The organism is Lysinibacillus sp. UBA5994 (assembly GCF_002429725.1).
Lineage (GTDB): Bacteria > Bacillota > Bacilli > Bacillales_A > Planococcaceae > Lysinibacillus > Lysinibacillus capsici.
This window is the reverse complement of the sequence record NZ_DJAU01000031.1, coordinates 1-15749: the sequence shown is the minus strand read 5'-3', so window position 1 is coordinate 15749 and position 15749 is coordinate 1. Positions and strand designations below refer to the sequence as shown.

The following is a 15749-nucleotide window of genomic DNA, read 5'->3' as shown; positions in this document are numbered from 1 at the left end:
ATGTTGAGAAATTAGACCAATATAAATATAAAAATAATGATAAAGGTAATCGAAATAGGTTGTTAATATCTATAGAAAAATGGCAATAAGTATGCTAGTCCTAGATTTATCGCATATAATAGAACTATAACAAAATGGGGGTGCTATCCAAATGACATATGCAAACGCTAAATTAGAAGAAGAAAAGGTATTTAAAGATCCAGTACACCGTTATGTACATGTTCGAGATCAAGTGATATGGGATTTAGTGGGTACAAGAGAATTTCAGCGTTTACGTAGAATTCGTCAACTAGGTACCACATTTTTAGTATTTCATGGAGCAGAGCATAGTCGCTTTAGTCATTCTCTGGGGGTTTACGAAATTGTACGTCGCATAGTAGATGATATCTTTGTAGGGCGTCCAGATTGGGATGAAAGTGAAAGATTATTAGTGTTATGTGCAGCCCTTTTACATGATTTAGGTCATGGCCCATTTTCCCATGCCTTTGAAAATGTATTTGAGCTTGATCATGAATATTTTACAAGGCAAATTTTGTTGGGAGATACGGAAGTAAATGCGATCTTAAAAAAAGTGGCAGCTGATTTTCCTGAAAAGGTATCCCAAGTAATTGAAAAGACATATCCAAATAAGCAAGTAATTAGTTTAATTTCGAGCCAAATTGATGCAGATCGTATGGATTACTTACAACGTGATGCTTATTTTACAGGTGTAAGCTACGGTCATTTTGATATGGAACGGATTTTAAGAGTAATGCGTCCAAGAAAAAACCAAGTAGTAATCAAAGCAACAGGCATGCATGCGGTGGAAGACTATATAATGAGTCGCTATCAAATGTACTTACAAATTTATTTCCATCCTGTTTCACGAAGTGCAGAGGTAATTTTAAATAATATATTAAAAAGAGTAAAACAATTAAGCTTAGCGGGCTATACATTTAAGCATGAGCCTACTCATTTCCTAGCATTTTTCCGAAATGTTATTACATTAGAGGATTATCTTGCGTTAGACGAGAGTATACTTTTTACATATTTTCAGTTATGGATGCAAGAGGAGGATGCCATTCTAAGTGATTTAAGCCGCCGCTTTGTGAATCGTAAGCTATTTCAATACATTGATTTAGACCCTGGAGTAGAGCTCAATAAATATCAAAAACTCCAAGAGCTTTTCAAAAAGGCAGGATTAGACCCCGATTATTATCTTGTACATGATACAACAGCAGATCTGCCATATGATTTTTATAGACCAGGAGAGGAAGAAGTGCGTGTACCAATTTTTTTAGAAATGAAAAATGGTGAGCTACGGGAGCTTTCACGTGAATCCATTATTGTGGATGCTATCTCAGGGCGTATGAAACGAGATCATAAAATCTATTTCCCATTAGATTTCTTAGAGGACGATTCAACAAACTCAACTGTAAAAAAACAAATATTAATGTTATTAAGGAAAGACAATAAATAAATATAAATTTTAAAAATAATAAAGCAGTAAANNTTTACTGCTTTATTATTTTTAGATAATTGTTTAGAAACTGTTAAGTTGAATTAGATATAATTAATCAATAATTTTGAAATGGAGGTGGTGCAAATTGATTGTTGTGATACAAAAGTGCCGTGAAGATATGTGGAAACATATTTGAGTGATTCTAATGACCTATATTAAGATAATGGTTGAGTTTTATTTGAGATGTTTCCATAAGAATTAAAGGAAAGAGAGAGTGACCTATTGTTTGTTCATTCCTTTCCTAAAACTGAAAGGATCAATCTTTGTAGCAAACAGTATCAGGTATCTCTCTAACTAAAAAAGGAGAGAAACATGAAAAAATTAAACATAGCGATTATTATATTGCTACTTGTATTTCAAACAGTACTTTCACCAATTTCAGTGTTTGCCGACGAGAGTCAACCACCTGTGACTCCTTCAAATGAGTCTAGCCAAGACGTTGGAACTAATTTAGGAGACGAGGGTGAGCTCCCAGTAACACCACCAGCTACATCTGAAGAAGATGCAGGAACTAGTTTTGGAGGTGAACCATCAGTAACATCACCAACTAATCCTGAAGAAGAAACTGGAAATGATAATGGTGATGGTGGAGAAGATACAGGTATCTCAATTGGTGATAAAGATAATGGAATGGTTCCAGAGAACCAAACTAAACCATTAATAGAGCCATTAGAGGCATCTGCATTGCCTCCTACAGATTTAACTAGCTCAGTAAAATTAGATGTTTTTGAATTGAAAATTAATGGTACTGATGTAGTACCACCAGCTTTTACAACAGAGTTAGCACAAAATCAACAAGCAAATGGGAAATTTATTTTCAAGGTTGATTTGCCAGGTGATGTGAAGGCTGGAGATTTTTTCACCTACTCATTGCCAGCCTCATTAATAGATTTTAATAGTGCATTTAATGGACAAAAACCTGCAACCCCTATTTCACCTGCATTTGATTGGCATACTAGTGGAAATAAGGTAACAGTCACAATAACTGAAGATCCATCTGAGGATATTGCTGGTTCTAATAATGTTGGATTTGAAATGAACTTTACTTCTGGTTTTAATCTGCTTGGCAATAATGTAGAACAGGACTTAGAAATACCTTTAGCTGGTGGTGGGACAGATGTTGTTAAACTGACATTTCTTCCATCTACTAGCAATGAAAAAATGGTAACCAAAAAATCTTTAGAAGTAACCGTTATAAACGGTGAACGTACGATTGATTGGGAAGTATGGGTTAATAAAGCAGGTAAAAATTTAACTAATGCGACAATTATGGATACACCGGGTCCAGGTCATATACTCGTGCCAAATTCTGTTACAATCGAGACATATGAAGTGGGATTAAATGGTGTAGCAACAACAGCTGCAGGAACACAATTAAACCAAAATTTCGAAGATATTGTACTAGATGGTAGAAATGCATATAAAATTAAATATCAAACGAAAGTGAATTTACCAATTTCTCAGCAAGAGGGAACAAAAGAATTTTCGAATTCAATTAAATTAACTGATCCTACCTATGAAGATTCAGATACTGAAAAAGCATCAACTACGTATGGCAAGACATTAGAAAAAAGTTTAGATGGCACAAAAACAAGCAATAACTATATATCTTCATGGGAAGTTCGTTACAACTATAATCAAGCAGCGATTGACCAAGCAGATGCTTGGGTAGAAGATACACTACCAACAGGTCATGTCATTGATACAAATACGATTAAAGTATATGCAATGACAGTGAATGATACAGGTACGGCTACTGGAGCAGGCACAGAAATTGATGCGACAGAATATCAAGTAAATCCTATTATAAATAATGGGCATACAGATGGCTTTAAACTAGAATTTAACAATTCTATTACAAAAGCATATCGCATCACATATGATGCAAAATTACCAACTGATTTCTATAGTAATAATACAACAACAAAGATGACAAACTCGGTCATTAGCGGTTCTGGAGCACAAGCAAAAACCGCTACACATACCTTGACAGAAGGAATCTTAACAAAATCCCGTACTGTAGATACAAATAAAAAAGAAATCACATGGACAATTACTGTAAAGGCAGATAATAATACTGCCGATGGAAAAGATATTACTGGTTTAACAATTGCCGATACATTTACAGAGGGATCTCACAATGCACCGCATACACTAGTGGATGCAAATAATGACAGTGTAATAAATGACTCTGATATTACTGTATCGAATATGACAGGGCAAACTATTTCTATTGATGCCAATGGCTTTACATTAACTGGTGGTACAGTGTCTAAGGGACAAACAGCGACAATCACTTATAAAACGGCCTATGAAATTTTGCCAGATGGTTCTGTTCATGAGCAAGGCTATGGCAATAAAGCAATTGCTAGTTGGACAACAGATAAACTGTATAGTGTTGAGAAATTAGCTCACTACAAACCTGAATCAAACTCAGTTAACAACGGCCGGAAACAAGGTAAGTATGACTATGTTGATCAAGTGTTTAACTGGGATATTAAAGTCAATATTAATAAGCAAAACATTAACAATGCAGTGCTTCAAGATATAATTGGTGAAGGGCATGTAATTGTACCAGGTACATTTAAGGTAAAAGAATTTACATTGAATACTACAGATAATGATGAAAATGGTACTGAAGGAGCAGATTTACCAGATAGCTTATATTCTTTAGATATTCCGTCTGATAATAAAAGCTTTACACTTACTTTAGCTAATAATTTAGGGGTTGCGAATAACAAAGTATATATTGTTAAATACCAAACTAGGGACTCTGACAATATCATTGGTATTGAGTCTAGTAACAAAGCAGACAAGAACAAATTATATACAAACACGGCAACCTTTACGACAAATGTGGGTGGAAGTCCTAAAGTTTACAATCTACCTGCAACACCTGTTCCTGTAAACTATGCGAATAAATTAATTGAAAAAGGTAATCCAAGTTTTAACAGCAATCAGACTACAACAGCTCCTAGTAGTAACTCTACTACTGAGCGTTTAACGTGGATGCTAAATGTCAATCGTTCATTATCTACATTAGGCGAAGTCAAAGTTGAGGATGTACCATCAGGGAATCAAATGCTGTTAAAAGAGACAATTCAAGTAAGAAAAAATGCTGTGAATAAGGATACAGGCATCTCTTCTGGTGGAAGTTGGTCAACACCTGCTTCTTTAGGATTTACTGTTACATTTACAGCAAGTGGCGGATTTGAAATTGACTTTGGAGTATTAAACAAAGAAAGCTATCAAATTCAATATCAAACTCTTGTACTTGGTAAAAAAGATGACGCTTTTAGCAATGACGCAAAAATAAATTTTGGTTTTGCAACTGCTGACAACCAAGAGCAAGAAGCGAAATACAGTGGTAGCTTTAGCTTTAGTGCATCAGATGCAGACTTCTCGTTAACAAAAGGAAATTTGAAATTTAATAAGGTAGGCTTAAACACATTGACGGGTCTTAAAAAACCATTATCAGATATAGAATTTGAATTAGTTAAAATGGTTAAGGGATCACCTTATGTTGTAGCAACAGCGATTTCAGATCAAGATGGTAATGTAGTATTTGAAAATGTTAACTATGCAAACTATATTCTTAAAGAAAAAGAAGCAAAATTAGGCTATGATCTTATGTCAGACTTTCCAATTAAATTAAATGAAGATACTGACACTGCATTGGCTAAAAATGCTACTAAAGTTATTGAATTAGTTAATAATGAGCAATTTGATGCTACAAATGCCTGTCCAGCATTCACATTAACAGTGAAAGATATTGATGGTAATGCTATTGCTAATAAAAATATTAAATTAATTGATAGCAACGGCAATGCAAAATACACGGGCACAACAAATGCTGCGGGGCAAGTATCAGATATTAAGCGACCTGGTACAGGTGGTAAAGAAGTCCAAGCAGGCGTGTATACATTAGTGGACGAAAATGACATTCCTTTAGGTACTGTTACCGTTAAATATGGTACTGGAGAATGTCAAGATACAGTCCAACCTACAAATTCATGTCCTAACTTTAAAATTACTGTAAAAAATGAGAATGGAAATCCACGTCCAAATGTATCAGTTACACTTAAAGATCTAAGTAATACTGTTATAGCTACTGGCACAACAAATAGTGATGGTCAATTCATCATTGATAAAACAACTCCAGCAGGAAAATATAAGCTATATGAGGGTACCCAGTATTTAGGTGAAGTAAATGTTACGTATCACAATGATAATTGCCAAAGTGAAGTACAGTTAGCACCAAAATGTGAAACGTTTGAATTAACTGTCTATGATGTTGATGGTAATTTAGTTGCAGATGGTACTTCAGTAACGGTTAAAAATAAAGATACAGGTAACATTATAGCTACAAAAACTACAAAAGACGGTGTAATTGAATTAAGTGATTTAGAGCCAGGTGTTTACACAGTTGTAGTTGATGGAGAAGAAATTGATGAGTTTGAAAGCAATATCGATTGTAAAGCGAGCGTTCAACCAACACCAAAATGTGAAAACTTCACAGTAATAATCAAAGATAATACTGGCATCATCAAGCCAGGTAACGATGTCATTATTAAAGATAAATCTGGAAAAGTAATCTCAACAAATAAGGATAAAGATGGAAATTTAACATTTGTATCTAAAACAACTCCTGCGGGTAAATATGATGTATATGATAAAAATATTTACTTAGGTGAGATAGAAGTTTCTTATGCGAGTGTTCCTTGTGAAATTACATTATCAATTGCACCAGTTTGTCCAGCCTTTACATTGACAATTAACAATATGTTTGGTCAACCACGTGTAGGCGTAAAAGTAACAATAACAGGTGAAGATGGTATACAGGTTGAAGATAATGGTTCAACAGAGTTTATAACAGATAGTAAGGGTCAAATTACGATCAATAATTCAATTATTAAGCCAGGTAAGTATATTGTAAGGGAGAATGGTAAGACAATTATTGGTACAGTTATCGTGGGTAATACATGCGAGGCTAAAATTCAGCCAAGTCTACCAGTAACACCTCCTACAACTAATCCAGGAAATCCAGATCCAGACCCAGAAAAACCAGTGGATCCGAACAAACCAAATCCAGATCCAGAAAAACCGGTGGATCCGAATAAACCAAATCCAGATCCAGAGAATCCTGTAGAACCAAACAAACCAAATCCAGATTCAAATAATTCGGCCAATCCTGGAAAAACTGAGGGATCTAAACCTTCTGTTCAAGGTGTCATTGATCAAGGGAAAAACTTACCGCCTTATAATCCAACTAAAGCTACAAAAGATACATTAGATGCTTATAAGGATTTCTTGAATAAATATAGTCAATTAACTAAAGAGGAACAGGAAGCTGTTGCAGAATCACTTGATATTAACAAAATTAAATCGGATGCAAAACGATTAGAAGCTCAATTAAAAGCACAAGGTAAATTACCTCAGACAGATGGTGCCGATCAAACAGCACTAATGCTGATTGGAGTAGCACTTATTCTTGGTGCATTATACTTCTTACGTCGCCGCAACGCTGAAGTTAAATAATTACTTAAAAGAAGAAGCCCCTAAGACTCTTAAATCTTAGGGGCTTCACCTATTTCTAAAATGCTTCTGATAGCTTTTCAGGTGCTTTATCAAATGGATATTGTTGAACAAAATCAGCTTGTATGGCAAGACGCTTTGATCCATTATCAGCACATGTAATGAGTGTTAAAACAGTTTTATTTGGAATATCATCGATTACATAAATATCTGTTGCCGCAATGACTTTCTTAGAAGCTAAATGATATTCATAAATATTGGTTAAATCCGTTACATAGACTGTATCTCCTATACTTGCTTTATATAGAGGACTAAATAAGATATCCTTTTCTTCAAAATAATGTCCTGCTAAGGCGTAATTTCCCTGCCCGAGGCTTTGATTTGGCTTCATGGTACCTGCCCCAACGGCAAGTGCAGCATTTCCAACACCTTTGACAATCGGAAGTTGCATGTCAACACTTGGTATGGCGATACTACCAATTATGGGCATTTTATTGGCCTTTGTTTGAGCCTTTAATACCTCCGCTATGGACAGCGATTGTACATCCTCAAATACATAATCTGCATTAACCTGATTATTCTTTTCAATCTCTTCTACACTGATTTCAGTAGTATTTAATTGATGGCTTAAATGGGCAATGATCGCATTTTGAATGGGGCTGATAAATACAAGTATTAGGCCAAGGACGAGCATAGTGATGAGCAATATTATCTTCAGTTTATTCATGTCGTAGATCACATCCTTGTTTTTGAAATAGAAGGTTTTATTCCAGCAAAAGATGGTTAACTTATGACCATTTCAAAAAAATGGATAGAGCGTTAAGATGCTTGCTCTATCCAACTTACTATTATTTGTCGCTAAAACGAACGCCTGCAACGCCGTAATGGTTTTTAGACATTTCTTCAATAAAAACTGTTACATTTTCTGCAGGTGCATTAACTGTGCGAGATACTGCTTCTGTTACTTCTTTTACAAGAGCACGTTTTTGTTCCTCTGTACGACCTTCAAGCATTTTCACTGTTACGTATGGCATAATATTGCCTCCTTTATAGAATAATGTTGTATAGTTAGTTTATAAGAAAGTATAAACTTCTTACTTGCGTTGAGGCATATACGCAATGGCGAAAATAGTGATTGTTTCGATAAAATATGCGTTGATATGCTTTCCTTTATAATAGCAGAATGGAGGATATTTAAGTATGACAAATGAAGAAAAACCAAAACAAAAAATGGGTTTTACCATTATAAAAAACGATCCAACAGATGGACATAAAGGGTTTGGTATCGGTTCACTTTCATTAGAGAATGTATCGCCTGTAATAGTGGACGTAGAAGAGGGGACGGCTTCTGTTGAAATTGGTGCCATGCATGCAAGAAGTGACGTAGAGCGTGGTATTAAATTTACAATGGACCGTGCTGATTCAGAGGGCGGGAAACCGTATTGGCTCGTGTGGGTGACGATAGACCATAAAGAAAATGGGCCATATTATGCAGGGGTTACAGCCTGTGAGATGGTTGTAAATCGTGAAAAACGACGTGGCTATAAAATTCTAGCTGATCATGTAAATAAAATGGATAAATCCATGAAACGTCATATTATTGTAGAGCATATGGATGCACCGTCTAAAAAAGTGTTAGCTTCTTTCCTTAAGCAACTTAATCCAGAATTGTGGGAACGTAGTGAGGAGCAATTGCGTCAAGACTTATTTGTCGAATAGACTCGTAATGATTGAACAATCTGTGACATTTTGCAATCGCTTTCGATATTAGGTTGAAAGTGTGTTTGAAACAAAGTACACTTGATGCAGAGCTTACATTTTAGTAAGCTAGGACACTTGGTATCGCGAATGTGATGAGCGCTATGTGGCATTTGAACAACCCAAACCCAAGCCAAATGCCCCATGATGCTCATACTTCGCGGACCATAAAAAAAGAAAAGCTTTCTGTTCCCACGGACACGTCTCCGGGGAAGAGAAAGCTTTTCTTATTTTTAGTATATCAGTTACTTTGTCGAGAGCCTTCATAGCTAAAACGTATTAGGATTAAAAAGGTTTCCGAAATTATCTTGTTTTTAGTCCTTGAATATAGAGAATGGTAGCATATTCCAAAATTCTCCCCATGTATTACTGTCGAGAATATCGAAGTTTGTACATTTTTCAGTAGGTACATCCTTCGACTCTACATAGACTAGACGTTGTTTAGGACAAGCGTCAGTCGCTAATTTACCTGTTTCAATATCAATGACAACGCCCTCTACACCTTTAGGTTTTTTGAAATCCTCATTTTTTGTACCTTTGTTGACAGTTTCCATAAAGTCAATCCAGATTTGCTTTGTTGCAGCAGTATCTTCCTTCGTGGTAAGGTTTTTACCCTGATCATAGCCATTCCATACACCAGCAGTTAGTTTTGGAGTAAAACCAATTAACCATTGATCACTATTCGTAGAACCTGATTTAGCAGCATATGTGTGTGTCATACGTGAACGAATACTGATTCCTGTAGCGGGTGAATAGTCACTGAAAACAGGATCAAAAATACCTGTCATCATTTCTGTTAAGATGTATGCATTTTCTTTAGAAATGGCTGTTTCAGCTTTGCTTGCTACATCTTTGTTTTCATAAATAACATCTCCATGTGCATTTTTAATGGATACAATGGTTGTTGGTGTTGTTTGCTGTCCTTGCGACGCCAAAATATTATATGCATTTGTCATTTCGTATAATGTCGTTTCAATCGTTCCTAGTGCAATGGATAAATTATCCTTCGCACCAATTCCTACATTAAAACGGTTTGCCATATCATGAAACTCTTTGAAGCCAATGTCCTCTAAGGTTTTTACTGCGTAAATATTATCTGAGATAGCAATAGCTTGTGCCATCGTCATATCATGATCTGCAAATTGACCGTTGACGTTTTTAGGTGCATAAGTGCCACGCCCATTATCATACGTAAAAGTTGTTTCACCAACATCTAAAAAAGTTAGTGGCGTGTAACCATTTTCTAGCGCCGCTGCATATAAGATCGGCTTAATCGTAGAGCCTGGTTGACGTTTGGCTTGTGTAACTCGGTTAAATGAGCTTACTGAATAATCACGACCACCAACTAGTGCAGTGACAGCTCCTGTTTTAGATTCCATACTTACAAACGCAGATTGCAGATCATTGGCAGGCATATTTTTGGCTACTGCTTCTTCAGCTGCTTTTTGATGCTCCAGATTAAGCGTTGTTTGAATTGTCCAGCCACCTTCACTAATATCAAGGTTTTTTGATTTTAAGATTTCACTGGCTTCTTGCCAAGCCACATCCAGGAAATATGGAGCAACAGATTTGGTTGCAACCCAGCTATCATTTTTTAAGACGAGCTGTTCATTTTCAGCACGCGTTTTTTCTTCTTGTGTAATGGCACCTTGGTCTGCCATAAGTTTTAAAATAACGTGTTGACGATTGGTAGCCTTATCTAAATTAGCAATTGGTGAGTAAATACTTGGTCCTTTTGGTACGCCTGTTAGCATTGCTGCTTCAGCAAGCGTTAAATCACTAGCAGATTTTCCGAAATAAAAACGACTTGCAGCTTCTACTCCATACATGCCATGACCGTAATATACCGTATTCAAATAGCCCTCTAGTATTTCGTCCTTGTCATAAAAAACTTCTAATCTATAAGCATACAGGGCTTCGTTTAATTTACGTGTCCAAGACTTTTCATGGGATAGATAAAGGTTACGAGCATATTGTTGCGTAATGGTACTAGCTCCTTGAACCTTACCGCCAGCCTTAATGTCCACTAAAATGGCACCAGCAATACGTGAATAGTCGAAACCGCCATGTTGATAGAAATCTTTATCTTCAACAGCAACAACTGCTTCCTTTAAATAAGGTGACATCTCATCGAGGCCGACCCAATATCGTCGTTGATTTGTAAAGTGATCCCCAATTTGGTTCTCATTTTCATCTAAGAAAATAGAAGCCTTTGGTACGGTTAAAGGCGGTGCACCAGCCACTTGAACATAGATGCGGAGTGCGACAAACGCTACGACAATTGCAGATGTAAAGGCCACGAATAACGTAAGGCTTTTGCGTGTGCGCTTTACACGTTGTTGCTTTCGATGATAGCTTTTTCGTTTCATCCGACTTCACCTCGTTTTCTCACAACTTCGAACTTAGCTTTAGTATGTGTTCGAACATTCATCTTTAATCGAAATTCTAACTAAAAACTATTGCACTTTATTCAAAAACATCTATACTTTTTTTGTACTACTTGAAATGCTGGCATTCGACAAAAAAATCGCACCTTGTAGATTTTAATCGAAATTTGCTAGAGGTTCCAATAATGTATACGAGGATAAAAGGATACAGGTTTCATTACAATCCTGTAAGCCATAATAGAAGAAGACGAAAAATGATGATTAAATATATGGAGGGCTAGCAATGAGATTTGATGAAGCTTATTCAGGAAATGTTTTTATAAAAAGTCATCCTACATATGACGACGCACAGGCAGTAATTTATGGTATGCCAATGGATTGGACAGTAAGTTACCGTCCAGGATCACGTTTCGGTCCACAGCGTATCCGTGAGGTATCCATTGGTCTTGAAGAGTACAGTCCATATCTAGATCGTGAGCTTGAGGAAGTAAAGTACTTTGATGCAGGGGATATTCCACTACCATTCGGTAATGCACAGCGTTCTTTAGATGAAATTGAGAAATTTATAGAGAAATTATTAGCAGATGGCAAGATTCCTGTCGGCATGGGTGGCGAGCATCTAGTGTCTTGGCCAGTAATGAAGGCTGTATCAGCTAAATATGATGATCTTGCTATTATTCACTTTGATGCACATACGGATTTACGTGTGGAATATGAGGGAGAGCCACTTTCGCACTCCACACCAATCCGTAAAATTGCGGAACATATAGGACCAAAAAATGTCTATTCATTTGGTATCCGTTCAGGTATGAAAGAGGAATTTGAATGGGCAAAGGAAAACGGCATGCATATTTCAAAATTTGAAGTACTTGAACCGTTAAAAGAGGTCCTACCAACACTAGCTGGACGCAATGTGTATGTAACAATTGATATCGATGTTTTAGATCCAGCACACGCACCAGGCACTGGTACAGTAGACTGTGGTGGTATTACTTCGAAAGAATTGCTCGCTTCCATCCATGCTATTGCAGCAAGTGGTGTAAATGTAGTAGGTTTCGACCTAGTTGAAGTAGCACCGATCTACGATTCTTCAGAAATGACAGCAAACACAGCTTCAAAATTATTACGGGAAATGATTTTAGGCTGGGTAAAATAAATAAGATTGGTTGAATGGGGTTTAGCTATGAGCTAGCCCCATTTTATATTTTTGAAATGAAGAATGAGCCTTAGCATAAAATTGAAACTTATTTTACTTTGTAGCGTAGATAAGTTAGGTAAAATGTATGTTTCTTCAATTTTAATAAAGGGAGGAGGAGTATTATGATTTGGTCACTTCTCATGAATGATTTTTTCATTTTTTTCAGTACAATGGAATACTTTTGGCTATTAGCATCTTTGGTTTTAACTGTATTAAGTGTTCATTTGCATCTGTATCTCGTCAATAAAATAACCGTTCAAGATGTGAAAGACGAGGAGTTTGAAGTTGACTATAATATCACGAATACTTGGACTCCACCTATGCTAACGTGGTTTGTTCTATGTATTAGAATATCCGAAGACAATGAGGAAGAAAGTGTAGCTCCTAGTTTGATTTAAACTTTAAAACTAGGAGGACAACCATTGTTAACATTTTTAGCACAACCTATTATTAACCTCATTCATTTCATCCATTCTTTTACAGGTAGCTACGCACTTAGTGTCATTGGTATTACGATTGCAGTTAGATTAATTCTTATGCCGTTATTTATTCGATCGGCAAAACACCAAAAGCACTCAAAAGAATTAATGACTACCATTAAGCCTGAATTAAATGCGCTTACAGACAAATATAAAAATAGTCAAAGCGAATCTGAAAAAAGAATGGTACAGCAACAAATCCAAGAGCTAACTTCAGATTCATTGAAAAGCTCTTTACTAGGTTGTTTACCAATCATTATTCAATTACCGATATTATTTTCACTGTACTACGCGATTAAGCTAGATTCAGTGATTGCCAGTGAAAATTTCCTTTGGATGAATTTAGGGACGATTAATATTGGGGTTTCGATGATTGCTTGTTTGATTTATTTCATTCAAAGTTGTATAGCCCTAGAGAAAAGTCAACCATTAAATATGAAGATAATGGTATTTATTAATCCTCTCATGATCCTCATTTTTAGTCTGTTCAATCCAGCGATTATCCCGATCTATTGGACTGTTAGTGCTTTATTGTTAATAGTTCAACAATTGATTATAAAAAAATGGTATAGATAAAATGAAATCCTCTCTTTCCGTTATTGGAAGGAGAGGGTTTTTATTTTCTCGAATAAACTTGTTGAGGAGCTTTACATCACTTCTATCTTGAAAAACCATAAGTATTCATCCTATAATAAAAAGGTTATAGTAAAAGACTTAAAAAGGGGCATCCGTTATGGCGAACGAAGTAAGATCGCATGTGAACATAAAGCTCATTTCTACCATTCGTCCAAGTGATGGGGAGTCCGAAAGTTATGAAATGTGGCTCAAAGGGCAGCTACTTGAAAAGGCAGGAAGCTTGTATTTGAAATATGATGATGTGCAGGAGGATAAAATCGTCCGCACAACGATGGAGTTAGGTCATGAGAAGGCACTAATTATGCGTACTGGAGCGGTTAATATGCGATTACCGCTGAACATAATCGAACAACAAAAAGGGCATTATGAAAGTGAGTTCGGTTCTATGCCCCTTGTGATTGATACGAAAAATATGACGTTTACAAAACTGGCAACAAGCGGAGATTTCCATGTACAGTACGATTTACTAATGGGTGGGCAATCCGTTGGCAACTATACATTAGATATTACATTTACGGAGGTACAATGATGAACGCAGTAGAACAAGTACAACAGGCTATTAAAGCAGCGATCGTGCAGGCTGTTGAAAAAGCTGGTCTCGTTGAGGCTGGCACAGAATTATCGATTCACCTAGAAACACCAAAGGATAAAGCAAATGGTGACTATGCAACAAACATTGCGATGCAATTAACGAAGTTAGCTAAAAAGCCACCACGTGCTATCGCCGAAGCTATTTTAGAAAATCTTGATCCATCAGGCACTGATATTGAAAAGATTGATATTGCTGGCCCAGGCTTCATGAATATCACAGTGCGTAAAGATTTCCTAACAGAGGTAGTGACACAGGTGCTTGAGCAAGGTACGGACTATGGCCGCTCAAATGCTGGTGCTGGGGAAAAGATTCAAGTGGAGTTCGTTTCAGCAAATCCTACTGGAGATCTTCACCTAGGTCATGCTCGTGGCGCTTCTGTTGGTGATTCCTTATGTAATGTGTTGGATATGGCTGGTTACAGTGTCTCTCGTGAATATTATATTAATGATGCAGGTAATCAAATTAATAACTTAGCTTATTCATTAGAAGCTCGTTATAAACAAGCATTAGGAATGGAAGCTGAAATGCCAGAAGACGGCTATCATGGGCAAGATATTATTGATATTGCGGGTAAATTAGCAAAAGAGCATGGGGATGCAATTTTAGCAAAATCAGATGATGAGCGTTTTGCCTTCTTCCGTCAGCACGGTTTAGCTTTAGAATTAGATAAATTAAAAACAGACCTAGCAAACTTCCGTGTAAATTTTGATGTCTGGTATTCTGAAACGTCTCTATATGAAAACGGGAAAATCGAAGTAGCTTTAGATAAATTAAAAGCTAATGGACATGTGTTTGAAGAGGATGGTGCTACTTGGTTCCGCTCTACAACATTTGGTGATGATAAAGATCGTGTGCTAATTAAAAATGATGGGTCATTCACATATTTAACACCAGATATTGCCTATCACGAAGACAAAATTGTCCGTGGCTTCGATAAATTAATCAATATTTGGGGAGCTGATCATCACGGATATATTCCACGTATGAAAGCAGCGATTCAAGCACTTGGTTATGATCGAGATACGTTAGAAGTGGAAGTTATTCAAATGGTTCAGCTTTATAAAAACGGAGAAAAATTCAAAATGTCTAAGCGTACAGGGAATGCAGTAACTATGCGTGAGCTTGTAGAAGAGGTTGGTCTTGACGCAGTTCGTTACTTCTTTGTAAAAACAGCTGGCGATTCTCATATGGACTTTGATCTTGACCTTGCAGTATCACAATCTAATGAAAACCCTGTGTACTATGCACAATATGCGCATGCACGTATTTCATCTATTTTACGTTCAGCAAATGAACAAGGCTTTGCTGCTACAACAGAACATCTCAATTTATTAACAGCAGAAAAGGAAATTGATTTACTGAAAAAGATTGGTGATTTCCCGAAAGTGGTAGCGGAAGCAGCGAAACACCGCACACCGCACCGTATCGCAAACTATATTCAAGAAACAGCAGCTGCATTCCACAGCTTCTATAATGCAGAAAAAGTATTAGATGCTTCAAATAAAGAGTTAACAGAGGCTCGTTTAGCATTAATTACGGCTGTCCGCACAACAATTGCGAACGCATTACGCTTAATCGGCGTATCTGCACCTGAAAAAATGTAATTAAACTTTAGGCTCCTAACATGAAAAGTGTTAGGGGCTTTTTTTGTATCTTTTGAAAA

At 36.5% G+C, this 15749-nt stretch carries 11 protein-coding genes; 8 read left to right on the top strand and 3 right to left on the bottom strand.

Annotation, left to right across the window (positions count from 1 at the left end; genetic code table 11):
* Nucleotides 1-151: 151 nt before the first annotated feature.
* Both B3D98_RS10825 and B3D98_RS10820 read left to right on the top strand, forming a co-directional pair.
* A complete protein-coding gene (locus tag B3D98_RS10825; RefSeq protein WP_004227654.1) occupies nucleotides 152-1459 on the top strand; it encodes an HD domain-containing protein in 1308 nt (435 codons plus the stop codon).
* 354 nt (nucleotides 1460-1813) lie between these two features.
* A complete protein-coding gene (locus tag B3D98_RS10820) occupies nucleotides 1814-7039 on the top strand; it encodes a collagen binding domain-containing protein (RefSeq protein WP_288582948.1) in 5226 nt (1741 codons plus the stop codon).
* A gap of 55 nt (nucleotides 7040-7094) precedes the next feature.
* Here the strand turns inward: B3D98_RS10820 and B3D98_RS10815 are convergent, their stop codons facing one another.
* Nucleotides 7095-7763, bottom strand: coding sequence for a class A sortase (locus B3D98_RS10815; protein ID WP_054548575.1), 669 nt, complete (start codon nucleotides 7761-7763; stop codon nucleotides 7095-7097).
* Between the two features lie 121 nt (nucleotides 7764-7884).
* Nucleotides 7885-8070: a 2-hydroxymuconate tautomerase gene (locus B3D98_RS10810; RefSeq protein ID WP_004231516.1), complete on the bottom strand. Its 186-nt coding sequence runs from the start codon at nucleotides 8068-8070 to the stop codon at nucleotides 7885-7887.
* Nucleotides 8071-8236: 166 nt separating this feature from the next.
* On the opposite strand from B3D98_RS10810, the gene B3D98_RS10805 reads away from it, so the two are divergent.
* Complete coding sequence (locus B3D98_RS10805; protein ID WP_004231517.1) at nucleotides 8237-8755, top strand: YwhD family protein; 519 nt, start codon at nucleotides 8237-8239, stop codon at nucleotides 8753-8755.
* Nucleotides 8756-9108: 353 nt separating this feature from the next.
* Here the strand turns inward: B3D98_RS10805 and B3D98_RS10800 are convergent, their stop codons facing one another.
* Nucleotides 9109-11163 carry a transglycosylase domain-containing protein gene (locus tag B3D98_RS10800; RefSeq protein ID WP_048393764.1) on the bottom strand — a complete coding sequence of 685 codons (2055 nt, stop codon included), beginning with the start codon at nucleotides 11161-11163 and terminating at the stop codon, nucleotides 9109-9111.
* A 301-nt stretch (nucleotides 11164-11464) separates the two neighbouring features.
* Here B3D98_RS10800 and speB point away from each other — a divergent pair, with 301 nt between their 5' ends.
* The 5 genes from speB to argS all read left to right on the top strand — a co-directional run bounded on the left by speB (nucleotide 11465) and on the right by argS (nucleotide 15690).
* Nucleotides 11465-12337: an agmatinase gene (speB, locus tag B3D98_RS10795; protein WP_004231519.1), complete on the top strand. Its 873-nt coding sequence runs from the start codon at nucleotides 11465-11467 to the stop codon at nucleotides 12335-12337.
* Nucleotides 12338-12501: 164 nt separating this feature from the next.
* The gene (locus tag B3D98_RS10790) at nucleotides 12502-12777 is read left to right on the top strand and encodes a hypothetical protein (RefSeq protein WP_288582941.1); all 276 of its coding nucleotides are present in this window, start codon (nucleotides 12502-12504) and stop codon (nucleotides 12775-12777) included.
* A 24-nt stretch (nucleotides 12778-12801) separates the two neighbouring features.
* Nucleotides 12802-13434, top strand: a complete 633-nt coding sequence (gene yidC, locus B3D98_RS10785; RefSeq protein WP_288582940.1) for a membrane protein insertase YidC — start codon at nucleotides 12802-12804, stop codon at nucleotides 13432-13434.
* A gap of 157 nt (nucleotides 13435-13591) precedes the next feature.
* The gene (locus B3D98_RS10780) at nucleotides 13592-14023 is read left to right on the top strand and encodes a DUF1934 domain-containing protein (RefSeq protein ID WP_288582938.1); all 432 of its coding nucleotides are present in this window, start codon (nucleotides 13592-13594) and stop codon (nucleotides 14021-14023) included.
* Nucleotides 14023-15690 carry an arginine--tRNA ligase gene (gene argS, locus B3D98_RS10775; protein WP_048393759.1) on the top strand — a complete coding sequence of 556 codons (1668 nt, stop codon included), beginning with the start codon at nucleotides 14023-14025 and terminating at the stop codon, nucleotides 15688-15690. The genes B3D98_RS10780 and argS overlap by 1 nt, the downstream gene beginning before the upstream one ends.
* The last annotated feature ends 59 nt before the right edge of the window (nucleotides 15691-15749 follow it).

Bases quoted from the DNA above. Each gene is read 5' to 3' on its own strand.
- B3D98_RS10820 (WP_288582948.1), top strand. From the start codon at position 1,814: ATGAAAAAATTAAACATAGCGATTATTATATTGCTACTTGTATTTCAA.
- speB (WP_004231519.1), top strand. From the start codon at position 11,465: ATGAGATTTGATGAAGCTTATTCAGGAAATGTTTTTATAAAAAGTCAT.
- B3D98_RS10805 (WP_004231517.1), top strand. From the start codon at position 8,237: ATGACAAATGAAGAAAAACCAAAACAAAAAATGGGTTTTACCATTATA.
- B3D98_RS10790 (WP_288582941.1), top strand. From the start codon at position 12,502: ATGATTTGGTCACTTCTCATGAATGATTTTTTCATTTTTTTCAGTACA.
- B3D98_RS10825 (WP_004227654.1), top strand. From the start codon at position 152: ATGACATATGCAAACGCTAAATTAGAAGAAGAAAAGGTATTTAAAGAT.
- argS (WP_048393759.1), top strand. From the start codon at position 14,023: ATGAACGCAGTAGAACAAGTACAACAGGCTATTAAAGCAGCGATCGTG.
- B3D98_RS10780 (WP_288582938.1), top strand. From the start codon at position 13,592: ATGGCGAACGAAGTAAGATCGCATGTGAACATAAAGCTCATTTCTACC.
- B3D98_RS10810 (WP_004231516.1), bottom strand. From the start codon at position 8,070: ATGCCATACGTAACAGTGAAAATGCTTGAAGGTCGTACAGAGGAACAA.
- B3D98_RS10800 (WP_048393764.1), bottom strand. From the start codon at position 11,163: ATGAAACGAAAAAGCTATCATCGAAAGCAACAACGTGTAAAGCGCACA.
- B3D98_RS10815 (WP_054548575.1), bottom strand. From the start codon at position 7,763: ATGAATAAACTGAAGATAATATTGCTCATCACTATGCTCGTCCTTGGC.